The sequence below is a fragment of the Halomonas sp. hl-4 genome (assembly GCF_900215475.1).
Lineage (GTDB): Bacteria > Pseudomonadota > Gammaproteobacteria > Pseudomonadales > Halomonadaceae > Vreelandella.
In genome coordinates this window covers 1,376,482-1,392,101 of sequence record NZ_LT907845.1, presented here as the reverse complement: position 1 = coordinate 1,392,101, position 15,620 = coordinate 1,376,482, and the positions used below count along the sequence as shown (strand labels likewise).

17 protein-coding genes and 1 pseudogene are annotated in these 15,620 nt (G+C 55.2%); 11 read left to right on the top strand and 7 right to left on the bottom strand.

The genetic code is table 11. From position 1 onward, the window contains the following. Positions 1-12 precede the first annotated feature (12 nt). Positions 13-957: a dihydrodipicolinate synthase family protein gene (locus CPH17_RS06695; RefSeq protein ID WP_096298731.1), complete on the bottom strand. Its 945-nt coding sequence runs from the start codon at positions 955-957 to the stop codon at positions 13-15. A 144-nt stretch (positions 958-1,101) separates the two neighbouring features. Beyond that, the gene (locus CPH17_RS06690; protein ID WP_096298729.1) at positions 1,102-2,034 is read right to left on the bottom strand and encodes a 4-hydroxyproline epimerase; all 933 of its coding nucleotides are present in this window, start codon (positions 2,032-2,034) and stop codon (positions 1,102-1,104) included. A 150-nt stretch (positions 2,035-2,184) separates the two neighbouring features. On the opposite strand from CPH17_RS06690, the pseudogene CPH17_RS06685 reads away from it, so the two are divergent. From CPH17_RS06685 to rloA3, 5 genes and pseudogenes are all read left to right on the top strand, one after another. Then, a pseudogene (locus CPH17_RS06685) lies at positions 2,185-2,412 on the top strand (ferrochelatase); the annotation flags it as partial. Positions 2,413-2,606: 194 nt separating this feature from the next. Then, on the top strand, positions 2,607-2,771 hold the full coding sequence (locus CPH17_RS20495) for a DUF2256 domain-containing protein (RefSeq protein WP_074397038.1): 165 nt from the start codon (positions 2,607-2,609) through the stop codon (positions 2,769-2,771). After that, complete coding sequence (locus CPH17_RS06675; protein ID WP_096298727.1) at positions 2,768-4,186, top strand: DASH family cryptochrome; 1,419 nt, start codon at positions 2,768-2,770, stop codon at positions 4,184-4,186. The genes CPH17_RS20495 and CPH17_RS06675 overlap by 4 nt, the downstream gene beginning before the upstream one ends. 162 nt (positions 4,187-4,348) lie before the next feature. Further along, entirely contained in the window at positions 4,349-5,554 is a 1,206-nt protein-coding gene (locus CPH17_RS06670; protein WP_231896557.1) for a lytic murein transglycosylase, read from the top strand. Between the two features lie 128 nt (positions 5,555-5,682). Continuing rightward, positions 5,683-6,249, top strand: a complete 567-nt coding sequence (gene rloA3, locus CPH17_RS06665; RefSeq protein ID WP_074397036.1) for a retropepsin-like aspartic peptidase RloA3 — start codon at positions 5,683-5,685, stop codon at positions 6,247-6,249. A 3-nt stretch (positions 6,250-6,252) separates the two neighbouring features. Here rloA3 and CPH17_RS06660 read toward each other — a convergent pair whose 3' ends face one another. Next, positions 6,253-6,966: a 16S rRNA (uracil(1498)-N(3))-methyltransferase gene (locus tag CPH17_RS06660; protein WP_074397035.1), complete on the bottom strand. Its 714-nt coding sequence runs from the start codon at positions 6,964-6,966 to the stop codon at positions 6,253-6,255. Positions 6,967-7,114: 148 nt separating this feature from the next. Here CPH17_RS06660 and phaR point away from each other — a divergent pair, with 148 nt between their 5' ends. From phaR to coq7, 6 genes are all read left to right on the top strand, one after another. Continuing rightward, entirely contained in the window at positions 7,115-7,594 is a 480-nt protein-coding gene (phaR, locus tag CPH17_RS06655) for a polyhydroxyalkanoate synthesis repressor PhaR (RefSeq protein ID WP_074397034.1), read from the top strand. A 74-nt stretch (positions 7,595-7,668) separates the two neighbouring features. Then, entirely contained in the window at positions 7,669-8,955 is a 1,287-nt protein-coding gene (purD, locus tag CPH17_RS06650; protein ID WP_074397033.1) for a phosphoribosylamine--glycine ligase, read from the top strand. A gap of 53 nt (positions 8,956-9,008) precedes the next feature. Continuing rightward, positions 9,009-9,449, top strand: coding sequence for an acyl-CoA thioesterase (locus tag CPH17_RS06645; RefSeq protein ID WP_096298725.1), 441 nt, complete (start codon positions 9,009-9,011; stop codon positions 9,447-9,449). A 3-nt stretch (positions 9,450-9,452) separates the two neighbouring features. Then, entirely contained in the window at positions 9,453-10,325 is an 873-nt protein-coding gene (locus CPH17_RS06640; protein ID WP_074397031.1) for a phosphoribulokinase, read from the top strand. A gap of 56 nt (positions 10,326-10,381) precedes the next feature. Then, positions 10,382-10,723, top strand: a complete 342-nt coding sequence (locus CPH17_RS06635; RefSeq protein ID WP_074397030.1) for a histidine triad nucleotide-binding protein — start codon at positions 10,382-10,384, stop codon at positions 10,721-10,723. A 40-nt stretch (positions 10,724-10,763) separates the two neighbouring features. Next, the gene (coq7, locus tag CPH17_RS06630; protein ID WP_096298723.1) at positions 10,764-11,402 is read left to right on the top strand and encodes a 2-polyprenyl-3-methyl-6-methoxy-1,4-benzoquinone monooxygenase; all 639 of its coding nucleotides are present in this window, start codon (positions 10,764-10,766) and stop codon (positions 11,400-11,402) included. A gap of 74 nt (positions 11,403-11,476) precedes the next feature. Here the strand turns inward: coq7 and ettA are convergent, their stop codons facing one another. From ettA to CPH17_RS06610, 4 genes are all read right to left on the bottom strand, one after another. After that, a complete protein-coding gene (gene ettA / locus CPH17_RS06625; RefSeq protein ID WP_096298721.1) occupies positions 11,477-13,138 on the bottom strand; it encodes an energy-dependent translational throttle protein EttA in 1,662 nt (553 codons plus the stop codon). 113 nt (positions 13,139-13,251) lie between these two features. Next, positions 13,252-13,467, bottom strand: coding sequence for a PA3496 family putative envelope integrity protein (locus CPH17_RS06620; protein ID WP_074397027.1), 216 nt, complete (start codon positions 13,465-13,467; stop codon positions 13,252-13,254). Between the two features lie 138 nt (positions 13,468-13,605). After that, positions 13,606-14,046 (bottom strand): PAS domain S-box protein, encoded by a 441-nt coding sequence (locus CPH17_RS06615; RefSeq protein ID WP_074397026.1) that lies wholly within the window; start codon positions 14,044-14,046, stop codon positions 13,606-13,608. Between the two features lie 169 nt (positions 14,047-14,215). Next, positions 14,216-15,529 (bottom strand): MFS transporter, encoded by a 1,314-nt coding sequence (locus CPH17_RS06610; protein ID WP_074397025.1) that lies wholly within the window; start codon positions 15,527-15,529, stop codon positions 14,216-14,218. Between the last annotated feature and the right edge of the window lie 91 nt (positions 15,530-15,620).

Here is a 15,620-nt window from a genome sequence, read left to right as displayed (position 1 = left end):
TTCCGCATTGTTTTAGTTACTCAGGGATTCGCACCACTCTGCGTACCAGCGACGGAATAAATCATATTGAGCTTCTACATAGTGGCGTTGAACATCGCTTAACTGGTCGGTTTCATTAAAGTGCAATGCGTATTCAGTATCACCGTTAAGTACCATCAGGTGTTTGTAGTACAGGACGAGGTCTGCCCCTTCATCAAAGGAGGAAAGTACGCTTAGCGCATCCTCAAGCTCTTTGGCTTGACGACGAGCCTCAACGTCACCTTGGGCGGCTTTTTTACTCAGTGATACAAGATGCAGGACTTCGCGTGGAAGGGCGTTGCCAATGCCTGTGATCGCACCTGTTGCGCCGCAATTTACGAAGCCATGAAAAACGGTGGTATCGACACCCACCATAAGCGTCACTTTATCGTCCTGGGAGGTGATATTTTCAGCTGCGTAGCGTAGGTCATCGGCACCGCCGAACTCTTTAAAGCCGATTAAGTTAGGGTGCTGGTCACGTAGTGCGAAGAATAGATCGGCGCGGGTGGCAAAACCGTAATAGGGGCTGTTGTAAATAACCGCAGGCAGGTCGGGTGCAGCTTGTAGTATTGCCGAGAAATGGGCTTTTTGGGCGGCCACCGAGGTGCCACGTGACAGCACCCGTGGAATTACCATTAGCCCCTGGGCGCCTACTCTGGCGGCATGGTCAGCATGGGAGATAGCTTCTTTGCTATTGACTGCACCGGTCCCGACGATAGTGGGAATACCGGCTTTAACAAGGCGTTCGACGCCTTCTTGGCGTTGTGCTTCACTTAATAGAGGCCAGTCGCCCATCGAGCCGCAATACACGACACCACTCATGCCGGTTTCGATTAATTCACGCCCTTTGGCGACCAGGGCGTCAAAATCAGGTTGCCGGTCGGCGTTGCAGGGAGTCATTAGCGCGGGTATGCATCCGGTAAAAATTTGGTCGTTCATTGTCGTGCTTTCCTTTTCGGATAGATGATTGATAGGTGTTGCATGCTACTGATTCAGCGCCTTGTTTGAGCTTGGCGTGTTGGCGCTGGGTGTTTAAAGCTGTGGTGACGACGTCCTGATTTTCTTGGTCAGGTTAAGGGCGTCTCATGAGGTAATTCCCCATGCGAAGGGATCCTGTTCATCAATAAGTAAGGTGGCGTCTGCACTGAGGTAAGCGTGCCCTTTGATATAGGGGCGAATTTGCTCGCCTTCCCACTCGTAATAAGCTTCGAACTGACTGCCGCAAATGCTTGCCTGCCGCCAGGTGGTATGGGGTGGCAGCTTGCTGTCTGCGGCCAGACAGGCGAGCTTTGCACTGGTACCGGTGCCGCAAGGTGAGCGGTCGTAGGCTTTACCTGGGCAGAGAACAAAATTGCGGCTATCCGCCTCTGGGTCATCCGCGAAGAGTTCGATATGGTCGATCAAGCCTTGATTTGCGCCGGTAATGCATGCTGCTTCAAGGCCTTGACGCACCGCCCAAGTGAAAGCGGTTAATGCTTCTACATTGTCGAGTCGTAGCGACTGCCCATGGTCACTGATAAGGAAAAACCAGTTGCCTCCCCATGCGATATCTCCATGGACGACTCCATAGCCCGGTACATCGACGGAGACTTCACGACGGTAACGGTAGGCTGGCACGTTGCGTACGGTTACAGCGCCATCTTCATGAAGCGTTGCACTCACAGGCCCCACTGTGGTGTCAATGTAATGCACGCCTGGGGTGATAACCCCCAAATGGTATAACGAGGCCACTAGGCCAATGGTGCCGTGACCGCACATGCCTAAATAACCGGTATTGTTGAAAAAGATAACGCCACAGGTGGCTCCAGGTGATACCGGTTCACAATACAGAGCACCTACCAATACATCATGCCCGCGAGGTTCAAGCATGCTGGCGCGCCGCCATTGATCGTGATGCTGCTTCAGGTCATCGCATTTTTCCGCGATGGTATTGCCTGCCAGGGTGGGAAAGCCTTCCATGATGAGCCTGGTAGGTTCACCTGCCGTATGGGAGTCGATGACACGGATTTTCTTCATGGAGCACCTTGGTTTGTCGTTGTGTGATGGCCAGATTTTCAGTGATAGGATTGTTCGTCGATTGTCTTTTTTATATTTTATACAATCTTAAAGCGCGTTTGTGAAGCCATGATGGCAATGATTTGATGGTTAGTGGGCTCAAGGGGAATGAAATTGGCCAAGCAGGGACACAAGCACATAGCCATTCTGTCGCCTGCGTTCTCGTCAGACTGCGTAGAAACCCTGGAAGAAATCAAGGAAGAGATTCACGACAGCTTCATGGAAGCCGGCGGAGAAACCTTCAGCTATATTCCCTGCCTGAACGACCGCGACGACCATATCGATGCGCTGCTCGCCGTGGTCAACAACGAGCTGTCGGGCTGGCTGCCGCGTCGTTAAATTCATATTCCTCGCAGTCGTTTTTCTATAACCAATCCTAGATTCCATCAGCCACCTACGGGTGGCTTTTTCGTGTCAGAGGGGCAAAGTAAATTAAAACAAAGTTTGAAACCATTATATGTACAATAGTTGTACTGTATAAGTTATAGTGCCAATGTTTATTCAGTGCCGCACGTCAATCTAAGCGAGCCTCCATGGCACATCAACATCACTTACCGCAAAAAAACTGCGTTCAATGTCAGCGCCCATTTACTTGGCGAAAGAAATGGGCGCGATGCTGGGATGAGGTCCGCTACTGCAGCAAACGCTGCCAGTGCGATGCCCGCATAGCAAAACGCGCTGAGGAGACCAGAGCATGAACAGCACGATCGATATCGTCTGGCTGCACGACGACCTCAGAGTGACGGATAATCCGCTGCTGCGCCTGGACGACCTGCCGGATCATTTGGTCTGCCTATACGTACTTGATGAGGCGTGGCTAGAACCTTTATTTGACGATTCCGATCTATTGCGCGTTGGTCCCGCGAGGCTGAGGTTTTTATGGCAATGCCTGATGGAGCTTCGCGGGGAGCTATTGCAGCGAGGAAGCGATCTCCTGGTGAGAATTGGCGACCCTGTCGAGGAAGTCGTGTCGCTGGCAGAGCGGCTGCAGGCGCGTAGCATAAGGGTGGCCGAACACGTTGGCGTTGAAGAAAAGCAGCATATCCAGGCGGTGAGAGAGCGGCTTTCATCCACCGTTGCCGTTGAGCGTCATGAATCCGGCCGCTTGATCGACGAGCATGCCTTGCCGTTCGATCTATCTCAGTTGCCCGAGAGCTTCTCGGCTTTTCGTCGTCAGGTCGAGAAGTACTGCGATATCCCACCGAGCCTAACCGCGCCGATTACCTTGCCCGCCTGGCCAGACGCACCCCGTGGCTTTCCTCCCCTAAGCCAAGTCTGTGAGATCAGCGCTCGTTGGCAACCCGATGAACGGCAAGGTTTTGACTATTTAGGGGGAGAGGCGGCGGGCCAGGAGCGTTTAAATCACTACATTTGGCATCAGCATGGCCCTGCAACGTACAAGAAAACCCGCAATGGGCTTCTGGGCGCTAACTTTTCAACCCGTTTTTCACCTTGGCTTGCGCATGGTTGCTTATCGCCGCGCCAAGTGCAGGATGAGGTCAAAGCCTGGGAATCACAGCACGGTAGCAATGAGTCCAGCTACTGGATTGGTTTTGAATTGCTTTGGCGGGAATTTTTTTTACGCGCGGCGCAGCTAGAAGGTGAGGCGCTGTTCGGCCAGACGCAACTGCCACCCGCTAATGAAGACTTCGATGCCTGGCGTAATGCCGAAACAGGCGTGCCGTTTATCGATGCGGCGATGCTAGAGCTAAGCAGCACGGGGTGGATTTCCAATCGTGCACGGCAAAACGTCGCCAGCTTTTTGGTCAAGGACCTGGGCGTTGATTGGCGGCTGGGCGCTGCCTGGTTCGAACACTGCCTGCTCGACTATGATGTGGCGAGTAATTGGGGCAACTGGCGCTATATCGCTGGTGTCGGACGTGATCCGCGCCAGGACCGCTATTTCAACGTGTTGAAGCAGGCGGGGCACTACGACCCCAAGGGGTTATATGTGGCTCATTGGCTTCCAAGACTGGAAGCTTTGCCCGTTGGGCTCGAGCGGCACCAACCTTGGCGGACGACTGCCTCACAGTTTAGGCCGCCCAGGGTTCAACCAGCCACTTGGGATCGCTGGCTTATTGCCCAGAGTGAACTCCAGGAAAGCGACGACTAGACGGTGCGCAGGTCTATGAAAGCGGCTGACCATCCTGCTGTCGACTGGACTAGTAACCTGCGCCGTTCTGGGCCATCATCGGGGGCAGCTAAGGACTGCCCTAAGGAAGGAATGATGTTGGATAAAAAGGTGACAATTCGCTCGACCCGCGCCGTGTTCGGGATGGTCTCGGTGTTGCTTTTGAGCTCACCGGTGCTGGCTAATCAAAAACTGATGACCGAGGTGGATGCTAAGGTCGCTCAAGAGGTACAGCACGCCAACTTTAATCAATGGCGAGACGACTTTCGACGTTATGCCGAGCAGCAGGGCATCAGTGAAACAACGTTGCGCGAAGCTTTTGACGAGATACGCTATCGCCCCCGTATTCTCGAGCTGGATCGTTATCAGCCCGAGTTTGTTCGCCCCATCTGGGAATACCTTGATACGGCCGTTTCCAGCACGCGTGTCAATAATGGCCAGGAACGCCTCGACGAACATCGTCGCACTGCAGAGCAAATGGAGCAGCGCTACGGTGTACCCGCTGAAATTATCGTCGCGATTTGGGGCATTGAGAGTAACTATGGCAGCAATTTTGGCGACTTCTCCACTCTTGAAGCGTTGGCGACGCTTGCCTACGATGGCCGCCGCCAACAGTTCGCCCGTGAGGAACTGCTAGCCGCCCTAAGAATTATCGAGCAGGGCGATATCGCCGCCGATCAAATGCGCGGCTCATGGGCGGGGGCTATGGGGCACACCCAGTTCATTCCGACCAGCTTTGAAGCTTATGCGGTCGATGGTGACGATGATGATCGACGCGACATTTGGGACAGCATTCCGGACGTTATGGCCTCTACAGCCAATTATCTGGCGCGTGCCGGTTGGCAGCCTGGCCAACCCTGGGGCGTGGAGGTCAACCTGCCGGATAATTTCGACTATGCCCAAACCGGCCGCCGTGACAGTCAAGCCTGGGAACAGCAGGGCGTGGAAGCTGTCAGTGGGGAACTTCCCCGCTTTGACAGCGCCGAGGTGATTGTGCCCGCTGGGGCCAAAGGTCCGGCCTTTTTGGTAGGGCCTAATTTCCGGGCTATTTTGCGCTATAACAACGCCACCAGCTATGCGCTGGCGGTGGCAACGCTTAGTGATGCCATTGCCGGGCGCGATGGTGTTCAGCAAGGTTGGCCCCGTGAAGAGGCACCTTTAACGCGTGACGATGTCGAAGCGTTGCAGCAATACCTCAATCGAGCCGGGTACGATGTTGGCGGCGCCGACGGCGTTATGGGTCCCAACACCCGCCAGGGGTTGCGTGCGTTCCAGCGTGATGAGGGGTTAACCCCCGACGGCTTCGCGACGCAATCATTGCTTGAACGGTTACGCCAGCGCGTTGATTAGTTCTTGAGTTAGTTCTTGAGTTAGTTCTTGAGTTAGTTGTTGAAATTGTTCATGAAATAGGCTTTTTAAAATTGAGCGCTGTGGCATCCAAATACACCGCTTCAGAACCAATCGTACAGGAATCGATTATGTCTAACGTGGTAACGACGTTGCTAAGCAGTTTTGCCCTTGTCGGGGCACTGGCAAGCAGCCAAGCGTCCGCCAGTGACGATAACGTGTTTGGCTGGGTAGAAAAGGCGACGCTCCAGCCTTGGGGGACCGAAGTCAAAGCCAAGCTCGATAGTGGTGCGTTAACCTCGTCGCTGGACGCCCGAGAAATCGAAATGTTCGAAAAGGACGGCGAAGACTGGGTTCGCTTTCGCCTCAAGCTTGAAGACGAAGAAAGTGGCGAGGTGTTTAGCGACGAGATAGAGCGTCCGCTTTACCGCGAATTAAGAGTCCGCGGGGCGGGCGGCAAGGATGAACGCCCCGTGGTGCTGTTGGAAGTCTGCATGGGCGATACAATATACGAAGAGCAGTTCAGCCTGCGCAACCGTGAAGATATGAACTATCCGCTGTTGTTAGGGCGGCGTACTATCAGCCATCTCGGCCTGCTTGATGTGCGCGAATCCTTCATGCAAGAGCCCAACTGCGATGATGATGCAGACGTCGTCGCCCATGACCCCGACGATGATGACGCCAGCGATAAAACGTGACGGCTAAAAAAGCCGAGATAGCAGGGCGGTAACGGCGGTCTCAACGCGCAAAATACGCGGGCCAAGGTGCATACCTTCGCAGCCCGCGTCTAGCAGTTGATCCACTTCCCAGTCGATAAAACCGCCCTCCGGGCCTATAAACAACACCGTTTCCTCGCTTATGCCTCTTGGGCAAGGGGATGCCATGCCTGGGTGAGCGACGAGACCACGCCCTTGCCCCAATAGCACGGGCAAATGCTCGTTGAGAAAGGCTCGAAAGCCTTTGACCAACGTCACGTCCGGCAGCATGGTGTCGCGTGCTTGTTCAAGGCCCAGTACCAAATGTTGGTGTATCTTGTCAGGGCGAAGCTCGGGCGATTGCCAATAACTTTTCTCGACGCGCTTGGTGTGCAGCAGGGTAATGCGCTTTACGCCCAGTGCGGTCACGTGTTCAAGGGTGCGTGCCAGCATGCGCGGGCGCGGTAACGCCAACACCAAGTGAACAGGCAGGGGGGGCGGCGGCGGCTCGCTGAGGTTTGTCCAGTTCAGCCGTGCGTGATCTGGCTCAAGCGCTGTCAGCTCAGCTTTGCCGATCAGCCCGTTGGTGCAGCCAACGGTGAACGAATCGCCGAGTTGGGCGCGGTGTACTTCGCGCAGGTGTGCCAAACGGCGTTGATCGTGAAGCAGCGCCTGGCCATCTTGGGGCACATCGTGAGGTTCGAGTAAAATCAGGTTCATGAAGGTGGTTGGTCTGTGAGTCGTTGAGCAAAACGTCTAGCTACATCTACGTCTATTGAATATCGATACATGGCTTGCATGGACGCGTGGTGCAGGCACAATAACAGCAACGGGCAGCAAAGCCCTATCGCGTTTAAGGAGAGTCGCCGTGCGCGTCATTCGCAAATATGCCAATCGCAGGTTGTATGATACCCAACAAAGCCGTTATGTGACGCTGGAGGATCTGCGCCGTTTGATTCTTGAGGAAGAGCCGTTTCGGGTGGAGGATGCCAAAAGCGGTGAAGACCTCACGCGCACCATTTTACTGTCAATTATTATCGAACAAGAACAAGCTGATAGCGAAGCGGAAGTATTCTCCAATGATCTGCTCGCGCAACTGATCCGCGTCTATGATATGTCGTCACCGCTGCCGCTGGCGCGTTATCTAGAGCAAGGCACTCAGATTATGATGGAGCAGCAAAAGCGCATGCAAAGTCAGTGGCAGCAGGCCATTCGCCACACGCCTATGGAGTTTATGCGTGAGCTGGCCGAAGAGAACATGCGCTTTTGGCAGAAAACCATCAATCATCCGCCCACCGGTGAGGATGACAACGACAGCGATAAGAGCCACAACGACAAGTCGTCTTAAGCGCCTGCGCCGCGCCGGGTAAGCTGTGGCATAATGCCGCGACGAATCTGCTCATCCGTTTAAGAAGGAAATCCATGAAGGTTTTGATGATAGGTGGCGGTGGTCGTGAGCACGCGCTGGCATGGAAACTAGCTCAGTCGCCGCGCGTTTCGCAGGTGTTTGTGGCGCCAGGTAATGCGGGCACCGCCACTGAAAATAAGCTGACGAATATTGCCATTCCGGCGACCGATATTGCCGCGTTAGTAGCGTTTGCTCGTCAAGAAGACGTCGCACTTACGGTCGTGGGGCCGGAAGCGCCGCTGGTTGATGGCGTGGTAGATCGCTTCAAGGCAGCGGGTCTGACCATCTTCGGGCCAACCCAGGCGGCTGCTCAGTTAGAGGGTTCAAAGTCGTTCACCAAGGATTTTCTGGCGCGCCATGCGATCCCCAGCGCCGCCTATCAAACCTTTACGGCGGTTGAGCCGGCGCTTGCCTATCTGGCGGAGGTCGGTGCGCCGATTGTCATCAAGGCTGATGGTTTGGCCGCCGGTAAAGGCGTCATCGTGGCAATGAATGAGGCTGACGCCGAAGCTGCCATTCGTGACATGCTGGAAGCCAATGCCTTTGGAGACGCCGGCGCGCGCGTCGTGATTGAAGAGTTTCTTGAAGGTGAAGAAGCCAGTTTTATCGTCATGGTCGATGGCGAAAACGTGGTGCCCATGGCCACCAGCCAAGATCATAAACGTGCTTTCGACGGCGATAATGGGCCTAACACCGGCGGCATGGGGGCATACTCACCGGCGCCGGTGGTTACGCCCGATGTCGATGAGCGCATCATGCAGCAGGTGATTCTACCCACCGTTAAAGGCATGGCAGACGAAGGGCATGCCTATAATGGTTTCCTCTACGCCGGATTGATGATTGATGCCCAGGGCAACCCTAAGGTCATTGAGTACAACTGTCGCTTTGGCGACCCGGAAACTCAGCCCATTATGCTGCGTTTAACGTCTGACTTTGCCGCGCTGTGCCTTGCTGGTGCACAGGGCAAGCTTGCCGGACAGCGCTGTGAATGGGACTCCCGCTCGGCGGTGGGAGTGGTGCTGGCCGCTGGCGGTTACCCAGGCAGCTATCACAAGGGCGATGTGATTCACGGCATTGCCAATGCCGAGCGCCATGGTTGTAAGGTTTTTCATGCCGGTACTCAACAAAACGACCAGGGCGATATCCTAACGGCAGGTGGTCGCGTGCTATGTGTCACCGCACTAGGTGAGAGTGTCTCCCAGGCTCAGCAGGCGGCATATAAAGGCGTGGATGAAATTCACTGGGAAGGCGTTATCTGTCGCCGTGATATCGCTTACCGCGCGATTGCACGGGAAGGGTAGCGACGACGCTCGGTCATCCTACCGCCATTGCCGATCACAACAAGGATAATTGGATGGAACGGGTTCAGCTCGACTTTCCGGATGAGGCGATTATTCATCGACATGCGCTAAGCGTCCGCGTTACAGATATGAACTACGGCCGTCATCTCGGCCACGATGCACTGGTATCGCTGCTCCACGAGGCGCGTATTCAGGCATTTGCCGCCCTCGATCTTCCCGAGTGGGACATGGGTGGCTACCCGAGTGTGGTCGTCGACCTGGCGGTGCAGTACCAAAGCGAAGCACGCTGGCCCGATGCCTTGGTGGTTGACACCGCCGTGCCGACGTCAGAAGGTAAGGCGTTAACCATCTACCAGCATCTAGCGCATGCTGAAAGTGGCAAGCCGGTGGCGACCGCGCGTGTTAATCAGCTGCTGATTGATAAGGCCTCGGGGCGACCCGTAGCGGTTCCTGAGGCGGTCGTGCAAGCATTAGCGCAAGCCAGAGGCACCTGACTGATGTCCCGTGAATATCCAATTATTGCTGTCACCGGCTCCTCTGGGGCGGGTACTACAACCGTTCGGCGTAGCTTTGAGCGTATGTTCCTGCGCGAAGATGTGCATGCCGCTATAGTCGATGGCGATGCCTTTCATCGCTACACCCGCGAAGAACTGCATCGCATGTTCCGCGAAGAACCTGAGCGTAAGCACGAACTGTCGCATTTTGCGGTTGAGGCCAATTTGCTGGACCGTCTTGAGGGCATGTTTATTGAATACGGTGAGCACGGCACGGGGACGTTCCGCCACTATATTCACGCCGAGGACAAGCAGAAAATCGAAGCGGGCTATCAGGTCGGTACCTTTACCGAGTGGCAGTCACTGCCATGTGGGACCGACTTGTTGTTTTACGAGGGCCTGCATGGCGGTCTGGTGACAGAAGAGTATGATATCGCCCGCCACGTTGACCTGCTCGTCGGTGTTGCCCCGACGATGAACCTGGAATGGATTCAGAAAATTGATCGCGACACCAAGATGCGTGGCTACTCGCAGGAAGCGGTCATCGACACCATTCTCGGTCGCATGGATGACTACGTGCGTTATATCCAGCCCCAGTTTTCACGCACGCACATCAATTTTCAGCGCGTGCCCACGGTGGATACCTCCAACCCCTTTGAAGTGCAGGATATCCCCACCGATGCGGAATCGTTTGTGGTTATTCGTTTCCGTGACCCCTCCACCGTGGACTTTCCCTGGCTGCTGGCGATGATCAAAGATTCCTTTATGACCCGGCCCCACACGCTTGTGGTGCCGGGTGCGCGGATGTCGCTAGCCATGGAGCTTATTCTGGCGCCTTTGGTGCGCCACTTGTTGTCACAGCGTCGTTTTCGTTAGGCTCGCAGGTAACTCGTTGCCTGTGTTGTCAGGTCATGCTCACTAAGGAGCCGTTTATGGACTGTCTGTTTTGTCGCATCATTAACCGTGAAATCCCTGCGGATATTGTCTATGAAGACGAGCATGTGCTGGCCTTTAACGATATTAATCCCCAGGCACCGACGCATCAGTTGATCATTCCTAAGAAGCATATTGCCACGCTCAACGACATCCAAACCGATGATCTAAGTACCGTAGGGCGATTGCAATATACCGCGGCACACCTCGCCAAAGAGCAAGGTTTTGCCGAAGATGGCTACCGGGTGGTGATGAACTGTAACGAAATGGGCGGTCAAACGGTCTACCATATCCACATGCACTTGCTCGGCGGGCGTCAGTTTACCTGGCCCGCTGGGTAAGTAGCCGCCACTTTTACGCCCCACGGCCAAGGAGCGAGCCATGATGCGTCGACGTCCCCGTTCTGACCAATGGATTTACCAGTTTGACCGTGCGCTACGTACGCTGGTACCACCATCGACGGGTGCTCAATCGCCTATGCCTGTACCGCCCAGCGATGAGGCGCTCACGGCCTTTGAGGCGCATCATGTCGCGGGCATGATGCGTGTTAATCACAGTGGTGAAGTATGCCTACAAGGGCTTTACCAGGGGCAGCGACTGTTTGCCCAGCGGCCCGACGCCAGCGCCCAAATGGAACACTCAGCGTCCAATGATCTCCAACATCTCGCCTTCTGTGGTGAGCGGTTGCGGCAATTAGATAGTCGAACAAGCTTACTCGCGCCATGTTTCTATATCGCCTCGCTAAGTATCGGCGCAGCCACAGGCGCGCTAAGCGAGCGGCTTGGCCTGGGCGTGCTAGCCGCCAGCGAGACGCAAGCCGCCAAACGGCTCAGCGAGCAGCTTGAGCAGTTGCCAACGGCCGATCACACTTCCCAAACCATGCTGAACAAAATGAAGGTAGCTAAAAACCATCACGCTCAGTTAGCCCTGGAAGCCGGCGGCCTTCGCCTGCCTGCACCGGTTCAGTGGCTGATGCGTGGTGCCTTCAAAGCCGTCAGCAAAACGACCTACCACGGCTAAGCGTAGATTTTCACAAGCTGGAAGCCCACAAAAAAGCCCCGCTTGGCGGGGCTTTTGCTTGCGTATTAAATGTTTTAAGCATCAATACGCTTGTACTTCATACGCTTGGGCGTGTCGTTGCCAACGCGCTTTTTATGATCTTCTTCGTAGTCGGTGTAGTTACCGTCGAAGAAGACTACTTCGGAGTCGCCTTCAAAGGCCAGAATGTGCGTGGCGATGCGGTCAAGGAACCAGCGGTCGTGGGATATCACCATCGCGCAGCCTGGGAAGGCCAGTAAGGCTTCCTCCAACGCGCGTAACGTCTCGATGTCCAGGTCATTTGACGGTTCATCAAGTAGCAGCACGTTGGCGCCTTGCTTGAGCGTCTGTGCTAGCTGCAAGCGACCGCGCTCACCACCGGATAACTCATCAAGGCGCTTTTGTTGGTCATTGCCTTTGAAGTTAAAGCGGCCCACGTAGGCGCGTGAAGAAACTTCGTAACCGTTGATGTTGAGGATGTCCTGTCCATCGGACACGGCCTGCCAAACGGTTTGCTTGTCATCCAGAGCATCGCGCAGCTGCTCAACGTAAGCGATATCGACGGTCTCACCAAGCACGACTTCGCCGGCATCGGGCTGCTCTTGACCGGTAATCAGCTTGAACAGGGTCGACTTACCGGCGCCGTTGCCGCCAACAATGCCGACAATCGCGCCCGGCGGAATCGAGAATGAAAGATCTTGGTAAAGCAGTTTGTCGTCGAAGCGTTTCGCCACATTATGAAACTCGATGACTTTATCCCCAAGGCGCGGGCCGGGTGGGATATAGATCTCGTTGGTTTCGTTACGCTTCTGGAAATCACCGGACTGCATTTCCTCGAAGCGATTAAGACGCGCCTTGCTTTTCGCCTGGCGGCCTTTCGAATTGGAGCGCACCCACTCAAGCTCCTGCTTGATGGCTTTCTGACGTGAGGCTTCCTGTTTGGCTTCCTGACCCAGGCGCTGATCTTTCTGCTCAAGCCACTGTGAATAGTTGCCTTCAAACGGAATGCCCTGACCACGATCCAGCTCGAGAATCCAGCCTGCGACATTGTCCAGGAAGTAGCGATCGTGGGTAATCGCGACCACCGTGCCGTTGTAGTCGTGCAAGAAGCGCTCAAGCCAAGCAACTGACTCGGCATCCAAGTGGTTGGTAGGCTCGTCGAGCAGCAGCATGTCGGGGCTTGAGAGCAGCAGTCGGCAGAGTGCTACGCGGCGTCGCTCGCCACCGGAAAGGTTGCCTACCTGAGCTTCCCAGGGGGGCAGGCGAAGCGCCTCGGCGGCAACGTCCAGCTTGCGCTCAAGGTTATGCGCATCGGCGGCTTCGATAATGTTTTCCAGGCGCGCCTGCTCGCTTGCCAGAGCGTCAAAATCGGCATCTGGCTCGGCGTAGGCCGCGTAAACGCCGTCGAGTTTTTCCTGGGCTTCCTTGATGGCGCCAAGGGCTTCTTCAACGGTTTCGCGGACGTTCTTGCTGTCGTCTAGTTCTGGTTCCTGGGGAAGGTAGCCGACATTGATTCCCGGCATGGGGCGGGCTTCACCTTCAAACTCCGTATCGACACCGGCCATGATGCGCAGCAGTGTGGATTTACCCGCACCGTTTAAACCCAGTACACCGATTTTGGCGCCTGGAAAAAACGATAGCGAAATATCTTTGAGAATTTGTTTTTTGGGCGGCACGATTTTGCCAACCCTGTTCATGGTGAAAACGTATTGCGCCATGGATATCCGTAAAGTTGATGAACAAAATGCCAGCGTCGTCGCTGAACGATACGCAGATGATAGAGCCCTGCGTGATGAAAGGCCAGTGATGGGGGAAAGGCCAATCCGAGGCCTTACTCTTCTTCGTCCCAGTCGTCCTCGATCGCACGCTTCAAGCGGCGTTCTTCAAGCCAAGCTTCCACCTGGCGTCGGGCGCGCAGGCTATCGGCTTTGCTAGTGGGGCGAGAACGACCGTAATGCTCGTCATTAACAGCGTCTAAGGTGTCGAAGTCATCCGATTCGGCGTCTTCGCGAGAGAAAGATTCACGACTCAAGGGGTCACGGCTCATGACAGGCCCTCCAACCCAAGCCGGCGCACCGGCGTCACAATGGCTTCCCGGTAAACAAGCTGACAGGAAGCGCCTAGCGCTTTATCAGCGCCTTGCCGCTATATAACCCCGCTTAGGTTGAAGATCAAGTATTGCGGTTTATTTTTCCGCTTTTTCTTGTTGAGATTGCAGCGCGGCTAATGCCTGCTGTGCTTCAACCCGTTCAGTGACATCTTTCTGTACGCCGATGAAGTACATCAAGTTATCGGCTTCGTCGAAAACCGGCGTGATCGACAGCTCGTTCCAGAACATCGTGCCGTCTTTACGGTAGTTGCGCAGCACTTGCCGCGAGGGTTTACCTTCGCCCAGCGCCTCACGAATTGCTCCCAGCGGGGCTTGGTCGCGATCTTCATTCTGCAAAAAGCGGCAGTCCCGATATAAAATTTCATCGGCGCTGTAGCCCGTTAGACGCTCAAAGCCTTTGTTGACATAAATCAGGATATTTTCATCGCCTTCCTGTTCAGCAACGACAATGCCGTCTTCGGAAGCGTCAACCATGCGTTCGAGCAACGCCGGGCTAATCAAGGGAGATCGTTTCATCAAGGGGTCCTGTTGCAGCTCCAAACCTATCGCGGGACATTATCATGTTGATTGTCACGATGCAGTGCGCCCCGAACGATATAAATTATTATGATAGCAAATGATCGTTTCATAGTTGCCACCTGCCACCCATCATGGCGAGCGTTGCCGAGCATTGCAATCTTGAACGTTACTCTACTTCCGGTAATCGCTGGGCGCTAGCCATTGCCGCCAGAGCGGTGGCGGATAAAACAAGCAGCAAGGCGGCACTGCCTAACCATTGGGCAAGAAGGCCGATTACCCCGCCTACCGCCAACATCAGCCCGCCTGTCAGCGTGTTAGAAAGCGCGACATACAGAGCGCGGTCGTCCTGACTCGCCATATCGACGAGATAGGTTTTGCGCCCTAAACGTACGCCATGGTGAACAATCACCAGCAGCGCATAGACCAGCGCATAGGGCCATATGCGTTCGGAAAAGGCAGCCGGAAGCCACGTGATGCCAGCACCCAGCAAACAGCATAAGGTTGTGCCTATGGCTGCATCACGCATCACGCGACGGCTGGATTGATCTGCACGCTTGCCCCACACGGGGCTTGCCACCATCGCGGCCACCCCCGATACCACAACAAGCAGGCCCAGGCTGCTGAGTTCGGTGCCGCTTTGTTGTTGGCCCAACAGCGTTAAGTAGGGCAGTGCTAATGCACTGGAAAGCAGTAATGCCCTGGACAGGTTGAAGTGCAGAAACGTGCGGTCTTGCCTGAGTAATGACATTCCCAGCTTGATGCTGTCCCAGGCGTTTTCACCGCCTTCAACGGCGCCGGGCGTCTCCTTGATGCGCGCAGCACAGGCGCCATTGAGCGCCCAACCTAAAGCCGCAACCGCGAGTAAACCGGCGAGTGTGGTGCGGTCTGGCGAGTCGTCTAACAGTATCAATATAGCCCCCGCCGCGAGGGTGGCCGCCCCGGCAATGCTGCCGCTCCAGCCCATCAATGTACCGCGGCGGCGCTTAGCGATGGTTTTTCCCATCACGTCTTTGGTGGCGATGGAAGAAAGTCCACGGGCAAGCGACAGCATCACCAGTACCAGCAATACTAAGCTGCCTCCCAGGCCGCCACTGCTCCATAATGCAAGGCCCGCCAGCGCTAGCGCCGCTAAGGCCTGCAGACCTGCCCCGGCGACCCATACCCATTTCCGTTGTGGCTTAAGGCGGATAAAGCCAGCCACAAAAATCTGCGGTAGAAGCGAACCAGACTCACGAATCGGCACTAAAACACCCACCATCCACACCGGCGCGCCGATAATGCCCATCAGCCACGGCAATACCAACCGTGCGCTGGAGAGCTCATCCGCCAGCTTGTTGCCCAACGCGGCCGATAAGTGCAGCAAAAAGTTACGCGGTTGTTCATGGCAGGCGCTATCGGGGATGTCGTCACACATCCGGCTATCTTCGTCCCCGGTCAGCCACTCGTAAATTCGTGACTCTGAAAGATCATGACTGGCCATGCGCGCTCCTTGGCGATGCGATCCTGGGTAAACCGTTTGATTTGTTGAGTGTTTTTCTAATTACCATCATGCTTAATGACCGTGTTCTTAT